The sequence below is a fragment of the Leptospira alstonii serovar Sichuan str. 79601 genome (assembly GCF_000347175.1).
GTDB classification, from domain to species: Bacteria; Spirochaetota; Leptospiria; order Leptospirales; family Leptospiraceae; genus Leptospira; species Leptospira alstonii.
In genome coordinates this window covers 1-16,069 of the sequence record NZ_ANIK01000043.1, presented here as the reverse complement: position 1 = coordinate 16,069, position 16,069 = coordinate 1, and the positions used below count along the sequence as shown (strand labels likewise).

General features: G+C 40.0%; 22 protein-coding genes. 13 read left to right on the top strand and 9 right to left on the bottom strand.

Going from position 1 to position 16,069, the window contains the following annotated elements; genetic code table 11:
* Window positions 1-3 precede the first annotated feature (3 nt).
* The 11 genes from LEP1GSC194_RS23585 (at window position 4) to LEP1GSC194_RS09740 (ending at window position 5,383) form a co-directional block, all read left to right on the top strand.
* Complete coding sequence (locus LEP1GSC194_RS23585) at window positions 4-114, top strand: IS3 family transposase (RefSeq protein WP_408605332.1); 111 nt, start codon at window positions 4-6, stop codon at window positions 112-114.
* Between the two features lie 470 nt (window positions 115-584).
* The gene (locus tag LEP1GSC194_RS09785; RefSeq protein ID WP_036042144.1) at window positions 585-836 is read left to right on the top strand and encodes a ribbon-helix-helix protein, CopG family; all 252 of its coding nucleotides are present in this window, start codon (window positions 585-587) and stop codon (window positions 834-836) included.
* Window positions 833-1,258 (top strand): type II toxin-antitoxin system VapC family toxin, encoded by a 426-nt coding sequence (locus LEP1GSC194_RS09780; protein ID WP_081605076.1) that lies wholly within the window; start codon window positions 833-835, stop codon window positions 1,256-1,258. The genes LEP1GSC194_RS09785 and LEP1GSC194_RS09780 overlap by 4 nt, the downstream gene beginning before the upstream one ends.
* Before the next feature lie 271 nt (window positions 1,259-1,529).
* On the top strand, window positions 1,530-1,817 hold the full coding sequence (locus tag LEP1GSC194_RS09775) for a type II toxin-antitoxin system RelE/ParE family toxin (protein WP_017808224.1): 288 nt from the start codon (window positions 1,530-1,532) through the stop codon (window positions 1,815-1,817).
* 11 nt (window positions 1,818-1,828) lie between these two features.
* A complete protein-coding gene (locus LEP1GSC194_RS09770) occupies window positions 1,829-2,116 on the top strand; it encodes a HigA family addiction module antitoxin (protein WP_017808225.1) in 288 nt (95 codons plus the stop codon).
* A 265-nt stretch (window positions 2,117-2,381) separates the two neighbouring features.
* The gene (locus LEP1GSC194_RS09765) at window positions 2,382-2,768 is read left to right on the top strand and encodes a type II toxin-antitoxin system RelE/ParE family toxin (RefSeq protein ID WP_020773434.1); all 387 of its coding nucleotides are present in this window, start codon (window positions 2,382-2,384) and stop codon (window positions 2,766-2,768) included.
* Window positions 2,765-3,046, top strand: a complete 282-nt coding sequence (locus LEP1GSC194_RS09760; protein WP_020773442.1) for a helix-turn-helix transcriptional regulator — start codon at window positions 2,765-2,767, stop codon at window positions 3,044-3,046. The genes LEP1GSC194_RS09765 and LEP1GSC194_RS09760 overlap by 4 nt, the downstream gene beginning before the upstream one ends.
* A gap of 179 nt (window positions 3,047-3,225) precedes the next feature.
* Window positions 3,226-3,651, top strand: coding sequence for a DUF695 domain-containing protein (locus LEP1GSC194_RS09755; RefSeq protein WP_157229212.1), 426 nt, complete (start codon window positions 3,226-3,228; stop codon window positions 3,649-3,651).
* Window positions 3,652-4,114: 463 nt separating this feature from the next.
* Window positions 4,115-4,270: a hypothetical protein gene (locus LEP1GSC194_RS23420; protein WP_081605075.1), complete on the top strand. Its 156-nt coding sequence runs from the start codon at window positions 4,115-4,117 to the stop codon at window positions 4,268-4,270.
* On the top strand, window positions 4,254-4,583 hold the full coding sequence (locus LEP1GSC194_RS09745) for a helix-turn-helix domain-containing protein (protein ID WP_010577046.1): 330 nt from the start codon (window positions 4,254-4,256) through the stop codon (window positions 4,581-4,583). Before LEP1GSC194_RS23420 ends, LEP1GSC194_RS09745 begins: the two co-directional genes overlap by 17 nt.
* 332 nt (window positions 4,584-4,915) lie before the next feature.
* A complete protein-coding gene (locus LEP1GSC194_RS09740; protein WP_036042141.1) occupies window positions 4,916-5,383 on the top strand; it encodes a DUF1772 domain-containing protein in 468 nt (155 codons plus the stop codon).
* 450 nt (window positions 5,384-5,833) lie between these two features.
* On the opposite strand, the gene LEP1GSC194_RS09735 is transcribed toward LEP1GSC194_RS09740, so the two are convergent.
* From LEP1GSC194_RS09735 to LEP1GSC194_RS09700, 8 genes are all read right to left on the bottom strand, one after another.
* On the bottom strand, window positions 5,834-6,547 hold the full coding sequence (locus LEP1GSC194_RS09735) for an SCO family protein (RefSeq protein ID WP_036042140.1): 714 nt from the start codon (window positions 6,545-6,547) through the stop codon (window positions 5,834-5,836).
* 67 nt (window positions 6,548-6,614) lie between these two features.
* Window positions 6,615-7,175, bottom strand: coding sequence for a toxin-antitoxin system YwqK family antitoxin (locus LEP1GSC194_RS09730; RefSeq protein ID WP_036042148.1), 561 nt, complete (start codon window positions 7,173-7,175; stop codon window positions 6,615-6,617).
* A complete protein-coding gene (locus tag LEP1GSC194_RS09725; protein WP_020773433.1) occupies window positions 7,162-8,055 on the bottom strand; it encodes a YHYH protein in 894 nt (297 codons plus the stop codon). Before LEP1GSC194_RS09725 ends, LEP1GSC194_RS09730 begins: the two co-directional genes overlap by 14 nt.
* 229 nt (window positions 8,056-8,284) lie before the next feature.
* The gene (locus LEP1GSC194_RS09720) at window positions 8,285-8,545 is read right to left on the bottom strand and encodes a hypothetical protein (protein WP_020773431.1); all 261 of its coding nucleotides are present in this window, start codon (window positions 8,543-8,545) and stop codon (window positions 8,285-8,287) included.
* Window positions 8,535-9,089, bottom strand: coding sequence for an RNA polymerase sigma factor (locus LEP1GSC194_RS09715; protein WP_020773435.1), 555 nt, complete (start codon window positions 9,087-9,089; stop codon window positions 8,535-8,537). Before LEP1GSC194_RS09715 ends, LEP1GSC194_RS09720 begins: the two co-directional genes overlap by 11 nt.
* Window positions 9,079-9,516, bottom strand: coding sequence for a Spy/CpxP family protein refolding chaperone (locus LEP1GSC194_RS09710; protein WP_036042139.1), 438 nt, complete (start codon window positions 9,514-9,516; stop codon window positions 9,079-9,081). The genes LEP1GSC194_RS09715 and LEP1GSC194_RS09710 overlap by 11 nt, the downstream gene beginning before the upstream one ends.
* 279 nt (window positions 9,517-9,795) lie before the next feature.
* Window positions 9,796-10,473 carry a response regulator gene (locus tag LEP1GSC194_RS09705; RefSeq protein WP_036042146.1) on the bottom strand — a complete coding sequence of 226 codons (678 nt, stop codon included), beginning with the start codon at window positions 10,471-10,473 and terminating at the stop codon, window positions 9,796-9,798.
* Between the two features lie 383 nt (window positions 10,474-10,856).
* Entirely contained in the window at window positions 10,857-12,182 is a 1,326-nt protein-coding gene (locus tag LEP1GSC194_RS09700; protein ID WP_020773441.1) for a hypothetical protein, read from the bottom strand.
* 527 nt (window positions 12,183-12,709) lie between these two features.
* Here LEP1GSC194_RS09700 and LEP1GSC194_RS09695 point away from each other — a divergent pair.
* Window positions 12,710-13,783: a PAS domain-containing sensor histidine kinase gene (locus LEP1GSC194_RS09695; RefSeq protein ID WP_020773432.1), complete on the top strand. Its 1,074-nt coding sequence runs from the start codon at window positions 12,710-12,712 to the stop codon at window positions 13,781-13,783.
* 18 nt (window positions 13,784-13,801) lie between these two features.
* On the opposite strand, the gene LEP1GSC194_RS09690 is transcribed toward LEP1GSC194_RS09695, so the two are convergent.
* Window positions 13,802-14,365 (bottom strand): tetratricopeptide repeat protein, encoded by a 564-nt coding sequence (locus LEP1GSC194_RS09690; RefSeq protein WP_036042138.1) that lies wholly within the window; start codon window positions 14,363-14,365, stop codon window positions 13,802-13,804.
* Between the two features lie 428 nt (window positions 14,366-14,793).
* Here LEP1GSC194_RS09690 and LEP1GSC194_RS09685 point away from each other — a divergent pair, with 428 nt between their 5' ends.
* On the top strand, window positions 14,794-15,888 hold the full coding sequence (locus tag LEP1GSC194_RS09685; RefSeq protein ID WP_020773430.1) for an SH3 domain-containing protein: 1,095 nt from the start codon (window positions 14,794-14,796) through the stop codon (window positions 15,886-15,888).
* The last annotated feature ends 181 nt before the right edge of the window (window positions 15,889-16,069 follow it).

The following is a 16,069-nucleotide window of genomic DNA, read 5'->3' as shown; positions in this document are numbered from 1 at the left end:
TATCTGCGAATTCATCAAGACTTACGTTCGGAAGGTCTTGTTATATCTAAGAATCGAGTTTACAGAAGAATGCGTATAATGGGCTTAAAGAACCGAAAATATTCTCAGAAATAGAAGAGCAGTTCAGATATTTTAATTTTATTTCACCTTCTGAAAAGGATCATATTGAAGCAGCAAAGTTAAGGAATTTACTTTCTAAAAAGGGAATTACATTAGCTACAATTGATGCCTTAAATTGCTCGGATTGCAATTACACATAATCTCGTTCTTGTAACTTACGACAATGATTTCTTAGGGCTTTCTGGAATTACAAAGTTAAAAACTCTCAATTTTGAAGATTATAAAAAATCAAAGAGAAAACGCAACGTCGACTAACTTCGACTTCTCGCGGCGCTTCGAGATCGCTCCGCTACTCTCGCTTGACCTTCGGCACATTTGCTCGATTTCGTTAGGTGTCATTCGTGCCAAGCTACTTTTTAAATAAAAAAATGCGCTTATATATTCGTTTCCGTAATTAAAGAGAAATCAAAAATCCTATTAACAAAATCGAATATGTATTACATATGTGATACAAGAGGCAAAGTATGATTAGTCTTCGATTACCCCCAGAATTAGAAAAGAAATTATCAGAAGTAGCTAAAATTGAGAATAAAAGTAAATCGGAAGTCATTAAAGAGTCTTTGGTCTATTATATTGATAACTTTGCTCAGAAACCATCAGCCTATGAATTAGGTGAGAAATACTTCGGCCAATATAAAAGTGGGAATTCAGACAAATCGGTAAATCACCAAAAGTATATTAAAGATGCGATACTGAAAAAGCAAAAAGGTAAATGATAAAAGCAATTATTGATACCGGACCTATCGTAGCGTTCTTTGATGAATCAGATGCTTATTGTAACGATATAAGATCTTTTCTTAAAAATTTCAAAGGAAGATTATTCACAACTTTAGCCGTTGTAACAGAAGTTTCGTATTTGCTATCAGATAATAAGAAAATTCAGAATTCTTTTATAGAATGGATTAAAGACGGTGCAATTACAATTTTAAATCAAGATAATGAACATTTTCCGTTAATTCATCATTATATGGAAAAATATTCAGATCGCCCTATGGATTTTACAGACGCTTCTCTTGTGAGTCTCTCCGAAGTTTATGAAATAAAAGATATTTTGACTTTAGATAGTGATTTCCTTTTTTACAAAACGAAAAAAGGTAAAGCACTAAATATTATTAATTCTGAAATGATCAAATCTTAAATTAAGGCACGCACGATCGCCTAACTGCGGTTTCTCGCTCCGTTCGCCATTCACGGTTCCCGCTCAGGCTCACTACGGCCTTCGGCACATTTGCTTTGTCACTCGGTTCGCGAGCCGCGACTAAGGTTCGCTCAAACCTCGTTCCAATCCTTCCGCACGTTTAGCGTGCTCCAGGACCGCAAACGTCGAGAAGCCTCTCTCGTTAGGCGACAGTTTGGCAAACTTGATTTTAATAGCGAAATTGGTTGACATTGTAACCCATTAGGTTACAATGTGGTCATTGATAATTTCATTTAAGCACAAAGGTTTAGAGCAGTATTTTGAAACTGGAAGTAAACGAGGAATTCAACCGGATCACGCAGGAAAGTTAGGTAGAATTTTAGATAGATTAGATGCTTCATTAAATCCAAAGGATATAGACTTGCCTTCCTTTAAATTACATCAACTTAAAGGTAAGGAACAAGATAGATGGTCGGTTTGGGTAAATGGAAATTGGCGTATTACATTCGAATTTGAAGGTGAAAACGCGATATTAGTCGATTACGAAGATTATCATTAGAAGTAATAATTATGAATAAAAGAAAACCTACACACCCTGGGGAAGTATTATTAGAAGATGTAATCAAACCATTGGGTTTGACTATTACAGAAGCGGCTAAGGATTTAGGAATATCACGTAAAACACTTTCAGAAATAGTTAATGCCAAAAGTTCAATTACTCCTGAAACGGCAATAAGGATTGCATTGGCGACTAATACTTCTCCTGAAAGCTGGCTCAATATGCAGATCAAATTAGATTTATGGAATGCTTTACAGGATAAGCCTAAAAACGTGATTAAATTTCCGATCTCTGCTTAGGTATTATTTCTATTACAGCCAAACCGATCGCCTAACTTCGACTTCTCGCTTCGTTCGCCATTCGCGGTCCCCGCTCAGACTCACTACGGGCTAAAGCCACATTGCTTTGTCACTTCTCGCGGCGCTCCGGGGCCGCAAACGTCGAGGAGACTCTTTCGTTAGACGGCATCTGCTAAAAAGAAATTGTGCAACGCAAATTTGATATTTCGACTTTTCGATCAATTTTCTGAATTGGCAATACGCCATATATGATGTATTATGATTTGTGACGAGAAAATGGAAAGTTTACTATTATTCGGAATCTGAGAACGAAGAAAGTGAAATCGAAACTTTTATCAATTCAAAGGATAATAGAAATCAAACGAAGATATTAGCTTGGATCGAGAAACTTGAAGAATTATTAGGGCCAAATTTACCAAGGCCTTACGCTGATATATTAAGAGACGGTATTCATGAATTACGAATTAAACTTTCCGGAGATCAGGTTCGTATTTTATACTTTTTCTGTTATAAAGACTACGTTATACTTACGAATCATTTTATTAAGCGGTCTGCTAAAGTTCCGAAGTCTGAAATAGACAAAGCTGTAAAGAGAAAAGAAAAGTTTCTTAAGAAATATCCGGAGAAAGCAATAGAGAAGTTATTATTATGAAATCATTCAGATCACATTTAAAGACTAAAATTAAAAACGAGAAATTCAAAGAAAAGTTTCAAGAAGAAAGGGAACTAATCAATTTATCTTTAGAGTTACATGATTTACGAGAAAAGGAAGGTCTTTCTCAATCAGAACTTGCAAAAATGGCCCATGTAACTCAACAACAACTTTCGAAAATTGAAAATGGTATAAATTGCAATCTCGCAACTTTTTTGAAAGTATGCCACGCATTAGACTTAGAAGTAAAGGTTCGATCTCGTAAGAATATCGCCTGAACTTGAAAGCAGACGCCGTCTAACTTCGTCTTCTCGCGGCGCTTCGAGATTGCTTCGCAAACGTCGAGGGACTCTTTCGTTATGCGCCATAGCCACGCCTTATGAAAACAAATACTAAAACCCTATTCATCATAGCCTGCTTACTCTTCAGCTGGCATTGTAAAGGAGAGAAGCCACCTGTGAAAATTGAACACCCTGATCGCAAAAACTTGAAAATCCAAGACAAATGGAATGTCCTGAACGGAGACCATTCGGGTAAACCTCTCGTCGTCAGACTCAATACCTGGGCGGCCTCAATAAAGGGACACCCTCAATATTCCCAGCGGGTCGGAATAGCTTTGCCATTGCGCGCAGCCTCCGAACAAATTCCTGACCTTAACGCCGTGGAGGATTACCTTTTTGATCATGCGCAAAAAGACAATGCAGCCATTATTGTTGCCATCGTCACGCTCCCCGACGTGCGGGAGTTTACGCTATACTACAACGACACCACGCAACTCGCTCCACTTCTTGCCAATTTGCAAAAGCAGTTTCCGCAATTTCAGTTCCAGCATTACCTAAAGGCAGATCCGGAATGGCTTGGTTACGGAGAGTTTCAGCAATAAATAAGGCGTGGCCGCTTCGCATAACTTCGTCTCCTCGCTTCGTTCGGGATCGCTCATGCGACCCTCGCTCCAATTCTTCCGCGTGCTTAGGCACGCTCCAGAACCGCGAACGTCGACAATCAATTGTCGTTAGGCGAACATTTTTGCCAAGGCTTCTCAGGTTTTTTTCGCCGCGTCCATGCGGCGATTAAATCCAAATCTTAGTAAAAGTTTAGAGATTGACAATACCCTATTAAATAGGGATAATTGATTTATTGAAGAGAATATTCATTCACCTTCCAGATTTCGATCTATTTTGGAAAAAAGCCGGACTTGAAGATGAAGAGTTAAAAGAACTCCAAGAGTTTCTTTTAGAAAATCCAAAGTATGGTCCGGTAATTAAAGGTTCTAACGGAATCAGAAAGATACGCTGGAAAAAGAAAGGAATAGGTAAGAGCGGAGGAATTCGAGTTTTTACTTAGATATTGAAGAATTCTCTGTATTGTTCTTAATAACACTTCTTGAAAAGAACGACAAAGAGAATCTTTCAAAAAAGGAGCTTACGATCTTAGCTGATTTAGTAACTTCTTTAAAAGACTTAATTCAATCGAAGAGAGCGCGACATGAAAAAAGAAAGTAGCAAACTATTCAATAGCCTTTCCAAAGGACTTAATGAAGCAATTGAATACACGAAAGGTAAAAAAGTTCCGGGTGTAAAAGCGCAAATTATTGAAATTCAGAAATTACCAACATTTAAAGGTAAAGAAATTAGGAATATTAGGACCAATTTGCATCTTACTCAAAATACTTTTGCTCAAGCATTAGGTGTTTCTGCTAAAACAATTGAAGCTTGGGAATCGGGAAAAAATATTCCACAAGGTCCAGCTCAAAGAATGTTATTCATTCTTAAAAATAATTCTAAAGCATTGAATATTTTAGGGATTAAAAATTAACAACGCCATCCTTGGCGTAATTTGTTAGTGCATCGGCAAAAACGGCGCCTAACTTCGTCTCCTCGCTTCGTTCGCGCTCACTCCGGTCTTCGACACATTGCTTTGCCACTTCGGTTCGCGAGACGCGACTAAGGTCGCTCGAACCTCGTGCCAACCGCATCGCGCACAGGCGCTTGCGGTCGCAAACGTCGAGAAGACTATTTCGTTATGCGAAATTCGGCTAGCAGAAACCAAACCGACCTTCAGTCATTACATTCGTGGTCCTCAAAATAATTTCCTGGTTGGTTAAACTAGGAAGTAAACTTTAATCGCCATAAAATGGAGGATAATGGATGAATATACTTACTAAAATCACCGGATTTATTACGGTACTAGTTCTTGGTCTAACTGCCGGGGCAATGCTAACAGAGGCGGTAATCATCGTTCCTTTTTGGTTGAGTTTATCGCCAACTGAGTTCTTTGATTGGTATGCAAAAAACCAAGCTGCGTTGGTTAATTACTATAGTCCGCTCGAGATTTGGAGCACAATTCTTACTGTAGTCACTTCTATTCTTCTTCTGATTACGAAACAAGAAGGAAAATGGTCGATGGTCGCGTCCACAGTCCTATCTATTATTGTAATAGCGACATTTTTTATTTTCTTCAAAGATGCAAATGCTAACTTCAATACGCGTTCCATCGCAAACGACAAATTGACATTAGCCATTACAACCTGGGGAAATTGGCAATGGCTAAGAGTAGGATTAGGAATAGCTGCGTTCATATTCGGATTACTTTCTATTCAAGTGAATGAGAAATAATTTTATGTACCTGTAATGGCTTCTTGCCTTTTTGAAGTTCGTCAGCCGAACTTCGCATAACTTCGCCTCCTCGCTTCGTTAGGCGACATTCGCCCAGGGCTTAGAGAGCGAAATTGAGTTTTATTTCTCAGTATCCAAAATCAGGGAAACTAAAACATAGAGCTTTTCAATTAATCACTTTCTGAACTCGATGAAACGCTCTCTGAACTCAATCTCACTCCCTGAATGCCGCCCCATAGGAAGGCATTCACTGAGTTTCCACGGGTCGTTCGATAGATCGCGTTTCAGGTCGCTCGACGAGTTTTGGGACAAGCTCTTAGGAGAATTTGACTTTTTGAAAAATGGAAATTATTTTCGGTTTCAATGCGTGTTCGTTCCCGTAAAGTTCGGATTTACAAAGCATGAATTTGAAATCGAACATGAAACGACGATTACGGACGAGCAAATCGTTTAAGATCCGTTAGTCGAAACGGAAAGACTTTTCCCGTCTTCTTTTCTCAAAGTGTTCAATTCGATCTTCAATCTTTCCAAATCGCCGGGACCTTTGGCTCGATACACTCCGCGCAGATAAAACCTTTTATCGATAAGATACACGTTTTCAGTATGAACGAAATCGTTTAAATCGTCCTTTCCTTGAATCACCTTTATATCCGCGCCGAATTGATTCCTGGCCATATCGTAAATCGTCTTTTTGGAACCTGTGAGAAAGATCCAGTTGTTTCGAGTTATTTTATATTGATTTCTAAATTGATTCAGAATTTCGACCGTATCAATCTCCGGGTTTACGGAAATCGATACGATCTGAAGATCGGTTTGATCCTCGATCTTAGGTAAGAAATTCATCATATTCCTGGTGATCATGGGACAAATTCCCCTACACTTCGCGTAAAAGAACGTGACTAACGTATATTTGTCTTTCAGACCGCGGTTGTTAAATTCCCTTTTTTCGTGAGAAAGAAGGAAGAACTCGGGAACTTTCCTAAGATCCTCCGGCAATTTTCCGTCCTCGCCCGGCCAATAAGGATCCATAGCTTCGCTTTTGAAATAAGGAAGAACTCCCGCTTTGGGCGATGAAAAATAAGTCAATTCGGAATGGAATTTTTCCTTCGGCTCCTCGCAAGAAACCAAAAGTAACATTATAAAAATAAAATATATAAATTTCATAAATAACTCATACACTAAATTCGAATCGCAATATTTCCTTGCTGCGCAAAGAGCCACTCGAAACGTATCAATCCGCCGTTTTAATCGGTTCGCAAATTTTGCTTCCCGGCAAACCGAGAGAACTTCCGTCGTTGGCGATCACGGTATTCATATAGATTTGTCCGTTCCGATTCCATTTTTTCGAAACGAGCAACTTTCCGTTCTCGTCGAATTTTTCGTAGATAAAAGGTCTGTTGTTATCGTGCCATTCCCAGCGATCGTTTACGTACCTTCCGGAACGAAATTCGGCATACAATCGGTTGTTCCCGTTCGGAAACCAAGATCGGTGAACTCCCTCCTTCAAACCTTCCTTAAAATATCTTCTTTCCAGAAGTCGGCCGCTTTTATTTCTCGAAATCGTTTCACCGTCTTCCAAGCCGTTCTTAAATTGAATCGTTTCAGTTTCTTCCAACGCGGGTATTTCCCTTTTGATGAACCCGGTAAAAAGTTTCCGTTGATAATAAACCCTACCCTGCGCCATTTGCAGATTGGAATCGGTATGTTCGATCGTCTCGCCTTCTTGACAGCCGATTAAAAAAACGACCGTCAAGAAAACGAATAACCTAAGAAACGATTCAGTTCGAAACACTTCCCACAACACCGTAAAAAAAGGAACCCATCAAAGTATCGATCCCCGCCGTAGCGTCCGCCGCAAGATGATAATGATATGTCGGAGTCGAAAAATGAACCGTCGCCTTCGTATGACCGTGTAACGCATCCAAGTCTGCGGGAGTAAAATCGTCGCCCGTAGCCGCGGTTCCGTTATCGCATTTTTTACCGTAAATCGCGTAACCGTCCAAAATCACACCGATCAAATTCGCGTCGTTATTGCTAACCTTCGTAACCGCCGCGTGGTGATGGTAAACGCCCGTGTTTTGGGGATGTCCTCCGAAGTTATCGAAGGTCTGGGCTTCGACCGCCAAAGTGTCGGGAGGATTTGCGGCATTGTTAAAAATCGCCAGACCGTTCACCGTGATTCCGATGGAAACAAGACCGCCTTGAGTTCCCACGGTTCCGGAACCTTTCGCAGGAGTGGAAGGAACCGTATAAACGAACTTCTGGCTAGAGACCGAATTATTTCCTGCGGACATATTTCCGGCCGGAAGCGACTCAAACAAGGGAGAAGTCGAACCGTAGTAATAACTTTTCGTATTTGGAATATTCTGAGATTTGAATACGTAACTGGAACCGGATACGTAAGCGACGGAACATTTAAAATTATCCTTAATCCAAGACGGAAGCGAAGAATCCATACAAGTAGTCACACCGGTTACACAACCCGAGGAAGCGTCCAAGGTCGCGGTGCCTTTGGATACCGTAACTCCGGTGCTAACCGCACTTCCGTTACAAAATCCGCCGCCGGCGAGCGCGGCCAAAGCCGCGACCGTAAGATCGTCGTCGTTGGAATCCTTTTTACAAAGGACGAAGGAAAGAATTACCGCAAATATTAGAATCGATCTTTGAATCATATTTTCTCCTATTATCGTCTTCGAAATGTCCGAAGTCGGGACTTAAGGGCGCCCATTATACATCACTTGAGTATAAGATAAAGAACTAAAATAGCCGATTTTACAAATCGTCTAAAGCTTTTTTTCTTTTCCCGGGACGAAGCCGAAAGCCGAATCGATTTCTTTCATAAAGAGAAAGAGCGAAGGCGTGGGAGAAAAATCGGGAACGTCTTGTCTGTAGGAATCTATCCTACTTATCGAGGGCGTTTTCCAGTTCCTCAAAAACCCCGATACTCAAAAGATCCGAATCCAGATCCGAATCCTGAAACCAAAAACCTGCGTATACGCTCAACCCCAAAAACAAAACGAGAGAAGCGCTTAACATACGTTTGTTTCTGATTTCTCTTTTATCCCTTCGAATTACGTTGGAAGAAATATTCCTCACCCAATCCCGATCTTTTTTTCTTTTCAGGATTTCTCCTTTCATAGGAGAAGCGCTGTTATTCTTCATAAAATTTATCCTTGATTCCGACTCGTTTCATCATCTCTTTCCCTCTGGCCGCTCTCGACTTAACGGTTCCCCGTTTTACTCCCAACGTTTCCGCGATTTGTTTTTCCGAATATCCGGCAAGATAAAACTCGAGAACCTTTCTGTATTTATGGGGGATTTTGACTAAGAGAGAACGTAACATTCCGATCATTTCCTGAGAGTTCCGTTCGGAATACTTGGAATTTCCGTTCCAATCGGAGCGAGCCGCGAGGAAGTCGTCCTCTTTTTTGGACTTAGCCAACTTCTCCGCGCGTTCCTCTTCTCTTCTCAGTTTATCGTTCATTCTCAGGGATTCGTTTCTGGCAATCGCGTACAACCAAGTGCTCAGTTTTGATTCTTTGCGAAACTGATCTTTTTTGAGGGCTTTGTACGCGCGAAAATAGGTTTCCTGAGCCACGTCGTCGATGGCATAAGAAAATCTCTCTGCGAGATTTTTTTCTATCGCAGAGAGAACGGTGTCCCGAGTGGAACTTACGATTTCCGTAAATTCGGATTCAGTCATCATGATGGCGGTGTTTTTGTTGAAACTCCGTGATTAAATCCACCAGTTTATTTCTTTGTTCCGGAGTGAGAATCGCGTGAAACTCGATCGCTTTTTCCGTCATAAAAGCTCTCATCTCGGTCATCTTATTCATTTCCAGTTCGAACGCCTTATTGATTTTTTTCTCGTCCAAACTCGGTTGACGAAACTCGGCAAGCGCCTCCGTCGGAATTCTCGGTCCTTGTAACTTGAGCTCCTTTCTTTTAGACAAAATCTCGTCTTTAATACGATAGAGTTCTTTCTTCTGAGAATCGTTCAGATCCAATTCCGAAGAGATCTTTTTAACGATGAACTCCGCTCTTTTTTCAGGAGACTTATGATATTTGCATCCGCCTGCGAACAATGCGGCTGTTAAAAGAATCAAACCGGAAACTTTAAAAAATCCTTTCATTGGATTCCTCCCATTTTCTAAAACTCTGACCGAAGGACTCAAGCCGGGTTCCGCTTTTTTTAGGATTCAACGGAAGTTCGTTTTTCTAAAGTGATTGTTTGTTATAGTTTGGCGGCTCCGGTTAACAAAACCGCTTCAATCGTCCATTTCAATGAAACGGAAGCAAATGGAGAATTAATTTTTCAAAAACTCCGATCCGATGTCGCTTTAAAGAAGTTAAAATTTTATATTCGTAAAGTAGATCCGATTTCGGATAACGGTAAAATCGATAAAGTCCAATCAATGTTCCGTTTGAACGGTGATGTCTTCTTTATCGATTTCGTATTTGAGCGCCAAACGATCTTTCAGAGAATAAAGGAGTTGCCCTCCGTTTTTGAAATAAAAGAACTCGGGATTCACTTTGATCAGAATACTTCTAAGAGCGGGAAGTTCCTTTAAAAAGAAGGAAATTTCCTGAACGAGTTTTTCTAAACTCTTGCCGTAAGGACATCCCTTGAGTTCGACTCCGACTCCTTTTTCAGTATTAGCAAGAGGAAGAATTTCGAACGGATATTCTTTCTTGTCGATTAAAACGTCCGGTCTGATCCTAAGCGCCTGACAGATTTTTTCGATCAAAACCTGAGTATCCATCGGTTTTAAAAGATAAGCCACAAGCTTTTTATTATGAGCCGCTTGAATGATCGTTTCTTTTTCGTTACTTACGGTTAAGAGTATGATCGGAGTCGGTCGATTCATTTCCGGAATTCTTTCCAAAAGATCAACACCGTTGAGTTTCGGCATGCGGTTGTCCGTTAAAATGAGATCGTAACGCATTTTCCTCAATTTGATTTCGGCGGCGATTCCGTCCACGACGTGATCCACGTCGAAATTATATCTTTCTAAATGACGGATTAGAAGTTCCGCATTGCTTTCGTCGTCCTCGGCCAATAAGATAAAATAAGTCGGCGCAACTTTCATAAGATCTCCTTGAAATCCGAAGATCACACTTCTATCTCGTCTTGTTTTTCTGGCAATTTTTTTCGGATAGACGGACGTCTTTTTTCGGAAAAATGAAAACGACCATTAGAAAAGATGAAATCATGGGGATCAAAACCGAACGATTTCGGGTCCAGATTAAATTCGCAATGGAAGATTGTAAAACGAGAACGCGTAAACGTATTTAATAAGATCCGAAAAAATATTTTATAATATTATGATGTAGAAAATAAAACGGCATAAAATGGAATCTAGATCGAATCGCATTAACGATTCCTTATAAAAAGAACGTAAAAAGTCCCGAGCAGTCAAAGAAGATAAAAAAAGGCGGACTTTCATCCGCCTAGAATTCTTATTGAAAAGATTTACTTTCGTTTATCGCCATCGCCCGGAACCCAATTGCCTTTCTCCATTTGATCGGTCAGATTGATCCAAAGACTTTCCGCACCGACGGATTTTTTAGCCTCCGAGAGTTTATTATTTTCATAGGAAGAGCGAGGAGCGGAAAATTTAGAACGACCGCCGGTTTCGGAATTACATTGAGCGTTTCCATCAGCCCAAGAACTTCCGCCGGAAGTTACGGACCATGTCCCGGACTTTTCATCCTTACATGCAAATCGATACTTTTCAGCGCAGTTGCGATTGTGCCATCTGCCGTTGTCCCAAAGGACCGCACAACGTTTGTTGTCCTCCGAACTTGGTTGAAGATTCTTCACGTCCCAAGACCAAATCGCTTGTTTTGCAAAATGGGAATTATACTGATTGATTCCGAAAACGTTTACTTCACAGGCCAGCATGGATTGAATCCCTTCGTCCGTAAATACGTCATCCTTCCTTCCATTAAACGCGCTATACATGGTTTTCGCAGTATTATAGAGATAAACCATCGTCTTGTCATAAGCGGATCTAGGATATTTACAATCGGGATAACCGGGAAAATCCTTTGGACTACTCGTCAGGAAAAAATTCAATTTAAAGTAGCGACTCCAAGACGGATCACCTTCCCGACAACTGTCGCTGACAAGAAGAATTCTCCGACCTGCCATAATCATATCTCTCGACTTCGGCATCGAAGCGTAATCGGTAATCTGAGTCGAACATGCACTCGAATACTGATACAACCACGGCCCCAGATATTCGTCTATAGTTTTAAAAGCCTCGTCATAATGTCCGTCTAAATTATCTTTTATACGAATCAGCAGAATGTTGTTACGATTCTCTAACGCGGTAATCCATGATAGAATTTCTATCAATCCTTTTGTAAGAGGACGATTGGACGGGTTACAACCTAAATGTTTCTTGTCTCCGCGACAAAGAAGAAGTTCTTTGCGACCCGACTTTCCGACGGTCCAGTGGACTTCCAATTCGAGATAACGCGCGCCTAAACGTAATTGATCCGTGATGGAATATTTCTGATCCGGATTTACGTACACGGTAGAAGATCCGTTGTAGGCATTACTGTTGTAGGAATTGTGAGTTCCGTAAAAAAGAGCTCGAGGCGCCTCGACGTTCATGTCTATTTGGGTTTTTCTTTGAATGGAAAGAACCTTATTCTCGAAAGATTTCTCGAAATCGTCTATTGGGTCGATCGCGTCGACCGGATTATTCACCACGACACCGCGATGCCCATAAAGGCTTCCCACGGTTCCCAATAAAAAAGAACCGATAAAAATCGTTAAAATTTTCCTCATACTTTTCACCTCTTGTATGTTTTTACATTTCTCCAAAGGAGAAAATTTCACTTAGGGAAATACTAATGAAGAAAACCAAAAACCGCTTATATATAACTTACAAAGACTCTTTTTAAAACGATAACGAGGAAATTTTCGCGGAACTTACAGTTTTGTGAGTTTTAAAAATATATATTTAATTTTCATAATACACTTCCTAAGGAATAAAAATGAATGCGAACAAACGCCCGACTTATCGCAACTCCGAATTCGATCTCAAAATATATCCTTTGAGTATTCGCACGAGTATACGACATGAAACGATTTTATTTTCATAAATGAATTTTTTATTTGAGGACCATTCTCATAAAATATTTCATTGAATATTTATTATATTAGAGTTGTTGAAAAAATCCATAGTTCAGATTAACAAAACTGCTTCAATCGTACATTTCAATAAAACGGAAACGGATGAAGAATTAATTTTTCAGCAACTCTATTAGAAAAATTCAAAGAACTCGTCTCGGTCCGATATGGAATTTTAAAAGATGGAATTGATTCAGGAAGCCTTAGAGAATATCGGAGATAAAATTCGTTTTGTGGAATTTATTCCGTGTCCGATATTACTCTCAAAGTTGAAAGGGACGGAGCTCCAAACTCTTTATCTCAATCAAAGTTTTAGGGAAATCATCGGTTACAAAGTCGAGGAAATTCCCACGTTAGAAGACTGGCTTATTCGAGCCTATCCGGACGAGTATTATAGAAACGAAATCAAATCGGATTGGCTGACAAAAAACGGCAATCACAACTCCGTAATAAAAACAAAAATCCGAACCAAATCAAACGAAGAAAGATGGTTCCAATTGCAAAGGACGGAATTCGGAGAATTAAACGTGTTCGCGTTTCAGGACATACACGAACTGGAAACCTTAAACTTAGAATTAACCTGCAACAACTCCGCAAAGTCCCAATTACTCGCCATTCTCGCACACGACTTAAGATCGCCTCTGATCCAAATCATTTCCCTGATTTCCTTGTTCAAAAACGAGGAAATTCCCGCCGCCGAACTTTATTATCATCTTTCAAAACTGAACGTTCAAACCCATCTTACAATCGACTTGATAGACAACACGTTAAATTGGGTGAAAACGAATTCCAAATGTATAGTAGTGAATAAGATTTCGTTCAATCCGGTGCCGATCGTGAAAGAATTAACGGCGCTCTACGAAGACTACATCCGACTCAAATGTCTTCGAGTGGACGTGGAATTTGATGAGAATATTATGATATTCAGCGATATAAATATTTTCAAAGTGATCGTCAGGAATTTATTCGTGAACGCCCTGAAGTTTTCAAATCCCGGCGGAAACGTTTTTCTAAGAGGGAAAACTTTTTCGAATCGTCAGCACGTTTCCGTAGCCGACGAAGGTATAGGAATGTCCGCCGAAGAATTGGAGAAGGTTTTTTCTAAAGAGTTCCACTCTTCCGTCGGAACTCTCAACGAAAACGGATCCGGACTCGGAATCAAACTTTGCAGAGACTTCGCTCGGTTGGTCGATGCGGAATTTCGTCTGAAAAGCGAGAAACACAAGGGAACTTGTGCAAGTTTGGTTTTTGAGTGACTGATCCGTAAATAAAATTCATCCCTTTTTTAATTCGTCGATTTTAGACTTAGCGTCCTTCTTCGGTTTTTCATATTCAGGGGGAGCGATATCGATAAACTTCTGATAACTTTCAATCGCCTGCTTTTTATTTCCCATACGAGTATAAACGATTCCTAAATTGAAATACACTTCCGCAACGGACTTATCGATCGCGATCGTCTTTAGATAATTTTGAACGGCTTTTTCGTTGTTCTGTTGCTTTTGATAAGTAACGCCTAGATTATAAAATGCTCTCGTATAGTTCGGATCTCTTTCCGCGGCTTTGGCAAAATAAACGATTGCTTGATCCAATTTACCTTCGTTCAAGTAAGTTACGCCGACGTTATTCACGTATTCCGGAAATTGAGGGTGTAATTTAACGGCCTTTTCAAAAAAGGAACGTGCCTGAATCGGATCCCCTTTACCCAACAAGGCGACACCTTGTTGGTTGAGTTCAAATGCTTTTGATTGTTCTTCCATCGTCGGTAAGGAGTCTCCAAAACAATTTGTGGAAATTGCGAAAACGATCGCAAAAAAAATAATTAACGATTTTTGATTCATCATTGGTTTTTAATCTTCCTATTAACCAACAATTCGGACGAACTTTGGTTTCCAATTCATTTTCGAAAAAGCGCTTCCATAAATTTAATTCTTTCGAAACTTATTCTCATTGAAGTTTAAAAATAAAACCAACCGTAATGGATGGGACATAAAACTCTTCAAGTTGTAAAGAACTCTTTTTCGAATTAAAAAGTTTAAACGTTAAAGAGAAACTCTATTAAATCCAAAAACACGATTCGTTTGGTAAATTTCGCTCTCAAAACGCCGATTGACGGACATTATCAAGTTTATAGTTTCATTTTATAAGGTTTTCTTAAAGTGAATTCATCTCAAAAATAGGAAACGTCGTTTGATTTTGGAACGGAAAAAAACGATCGACAGAAGAAAGTTATGTCTTTTTTTAACCCGATACGGGGAAAATAACGAACATGAAAAAAATTCCAATATTCTCTCGAATTAGAAACTTCGGAACGATCTGTCTGATTCTTCTCGGTTTCATTTCCGGGTTTTTGCAAGCCGAAGAAAAACAAAATATACGATACGTTCTTATTTGGGAAGGAAAGCTGAACGTAAGGGAAAAACCGATCAATGGAAAGGTAATATTCCAACTGGAAAAAGGAGAAAGCGTTACCGTCAAAGAAGGTACCGAAAACTCTGAATGGCCGGAGATAACCGCCAAATCCGGCGCCCAAGGATTTGTATCTTCGGAATTCCTGAGCAAAACGCGACCGGAGGACCTTGAAAACGCAAAACTTTTCGGCTCCATCTCCTCGCATACGGAAGGATCTTGGTTCCGTTCCTTAGCGATTCGAATTCAAAATCAATGGCTATCCGCAAACGATCACTCGGCGGAAACATATTCTCTTGAAAAAAAAATGATCCAAACACAGGGAAAAATCGCTGCGTATGAAGGAACCGATATAGCTGGAGAATTTTCCCCCGAAAAAAAAGAAATCACCGGTTGTCAGGAAGTCAGAGTCGTCAAAGGAAGTTTATTCGCATTCAAAAAAATTAATACTCTTCGGAATTCCGTTTTTGCGATTTTCGGCTCCAAAATCGGAGATAAGGTTCGATCGGATCGTTACGTTCCTTCCGAAAAAATTTCCCAATTACTGGACGCTTCCGCAAATTCCATTTTTAAGAAAAAACATCCCCGGCAAGAGGAATTGAAATTCTTAAAACGAGGGGATTTATATACGATCAAAACTCCGGAAAAGAATTATCTTTTTGTTCGATACGCGATCAGAGTGGAACCGGAGGAAAAATCCTATTACGCGGCGATTTACGAATTCAACAACGGAGAATTAGGAAAAAATATATTCGAAAAATTTGATGTTCTTATGAACGAACAAGCGGTTTACGGCGGAAAATATCATTTTTTAGGCGCCTTTGACCTGGATGAAAACGGAGTTCCGATTCTTATCCTACATCACAACGGTTACGACGGATATATAAACGAATTTGCGAAAATCAAAAACGGTCGATTACAATCCATGTTTTTGACCGGCGGAGACGCTTGTTGATTCGCACAGCGTTTCCTTAAAAGATCGGCCCCAGAACGCGCCCCTTAGGAAGCGTTCTGTGAATTTAGAGTGACGCAAGAAGCCCAATGTCTCGCTTTCTCCTATGTTTCTTGTGTCAAGCCCTCCCGCTATTTTTTTTTACATAAGACCATATTGGGCTAATTTTCGATTTAATATATTT

Coding starts and splice junctions, on each gene's coding strand:
- LEP1GSC194_RS09740 (WP_036042141.1), top strand. CDS start 4,916: ATGAATATACTTACTAAAATCACCGGATTTATTACGGTACTAGTTCTT.
- LEP1GSC194_RS09775 (WP_017808224.1), top strand. CDS start 1,530: ATGTGGTCATTGATAATTTCATTTAAGCACAAAGGTTTAGAGCAGTAT.
- LEP1GSC194_RS09725 (WP_020773433.1), bottom strand. CDS start 8,055: ATGATTCAAAGATCGATTCTAATATTTGCGGTAATTCTTTCCTTCGTC.
- LEP1GSC194_RS09760 (WP_020773442.1), top strand. CDS start 2,765: ATGAAATCATTCAGATCACATTTAAAGACTAAAATTAAAAACGAGAAA.
- LEP1GSC194_RS09685 (WP_020773430.1), top strand. CDS start 14,794: ATGAAAAAAATTCCAATATTCTCTCGAATTAGAAACTTCGGAACGATC.
- LEP1GSC194_RS09715 (WP_020773435.1), bottom strand. CDS start 9,089: ATGATGACTGAATCCGAATTTACGGAAATCGTAAGTTCCACTCGGGAC.
- LEP1GSC194_RS09720 (WP_020773431.1), bottom strand. CDS start 8,545: ATGAAGAATAACAGCGCTTCTCCTATGAAAGGAGAAATCCTGAAAAGA.
- LEP1GSC194_RS09710 (WP_036042139.1), bottom strand. CDS start 9,516: ATGAAAGGATTTTTTAAAGTTTCCGGTTTGATTCTTTTAACAGCCGCA.
- LEP1GSC194_RS09735 (WP_036042140.1), bottom strand. CDS start 6,547: ATGAAATTTATATATTTTATTTTTATAATGTTACTTTTGGTTTCTTGC.
- LEP1GSC194_RS09745 (WP_010577046.1), top strand. CDS start 4,254: ATGAAAAAAGAAAGTAGCAAACTATTCAATAGCCTTTCCAAAGGACTT.
- LEP1GSC194_RS09705 (WP_036042146.1), bottom strand. CDS start 10,473: ATGAAAGTTGCGCCGACTTATTTTATCTTATTGGCCGAGGACGACGAA.
- LEP1GSC194_RS09700 (WP_020773441.1), bottom strand. CDS start 12,182: ATGAGGAAAATTTTAACGATTTTTATCGGTTCTTTTTTATTGGGAACC.
- LEP1GSC194_RS09690 (WP_036042138.1), bottom strand. CDS start 14,365: ATGAATCAAAAATCGTTAATTATTTTTTTTGCGATCGTTTTCGCAATT.
- LEP1GSC194_RS09780 (WP_081605076.1), top strand. CDS start 833: ATGATAAAAGCAATTATTGATACCGGACCTATCGTAGCGTTCTTTGAT.
- LEP1GSC194_RS09770 (WP_017808225.1), top strand. CDS start 1,829: ATGAATAAAAGAAAACCTACACACCCTGGGGAAGTATTATTAGAAGAT.
- LEP1GSC194_RS09785 (WP_036042144.1), top strand. CDS start 585: ATGATTAGTCTTCGATTACCCCCAGAATTAGAAAAGAAATTATCAGAA.
- LEP1GSC194_RS09695 (WP_020773432.1), top strand. CDS start 12,710: ATGGAATTGATTCAGGAAGCCTTAGAGAATATCGGAGATAAAATTCGT.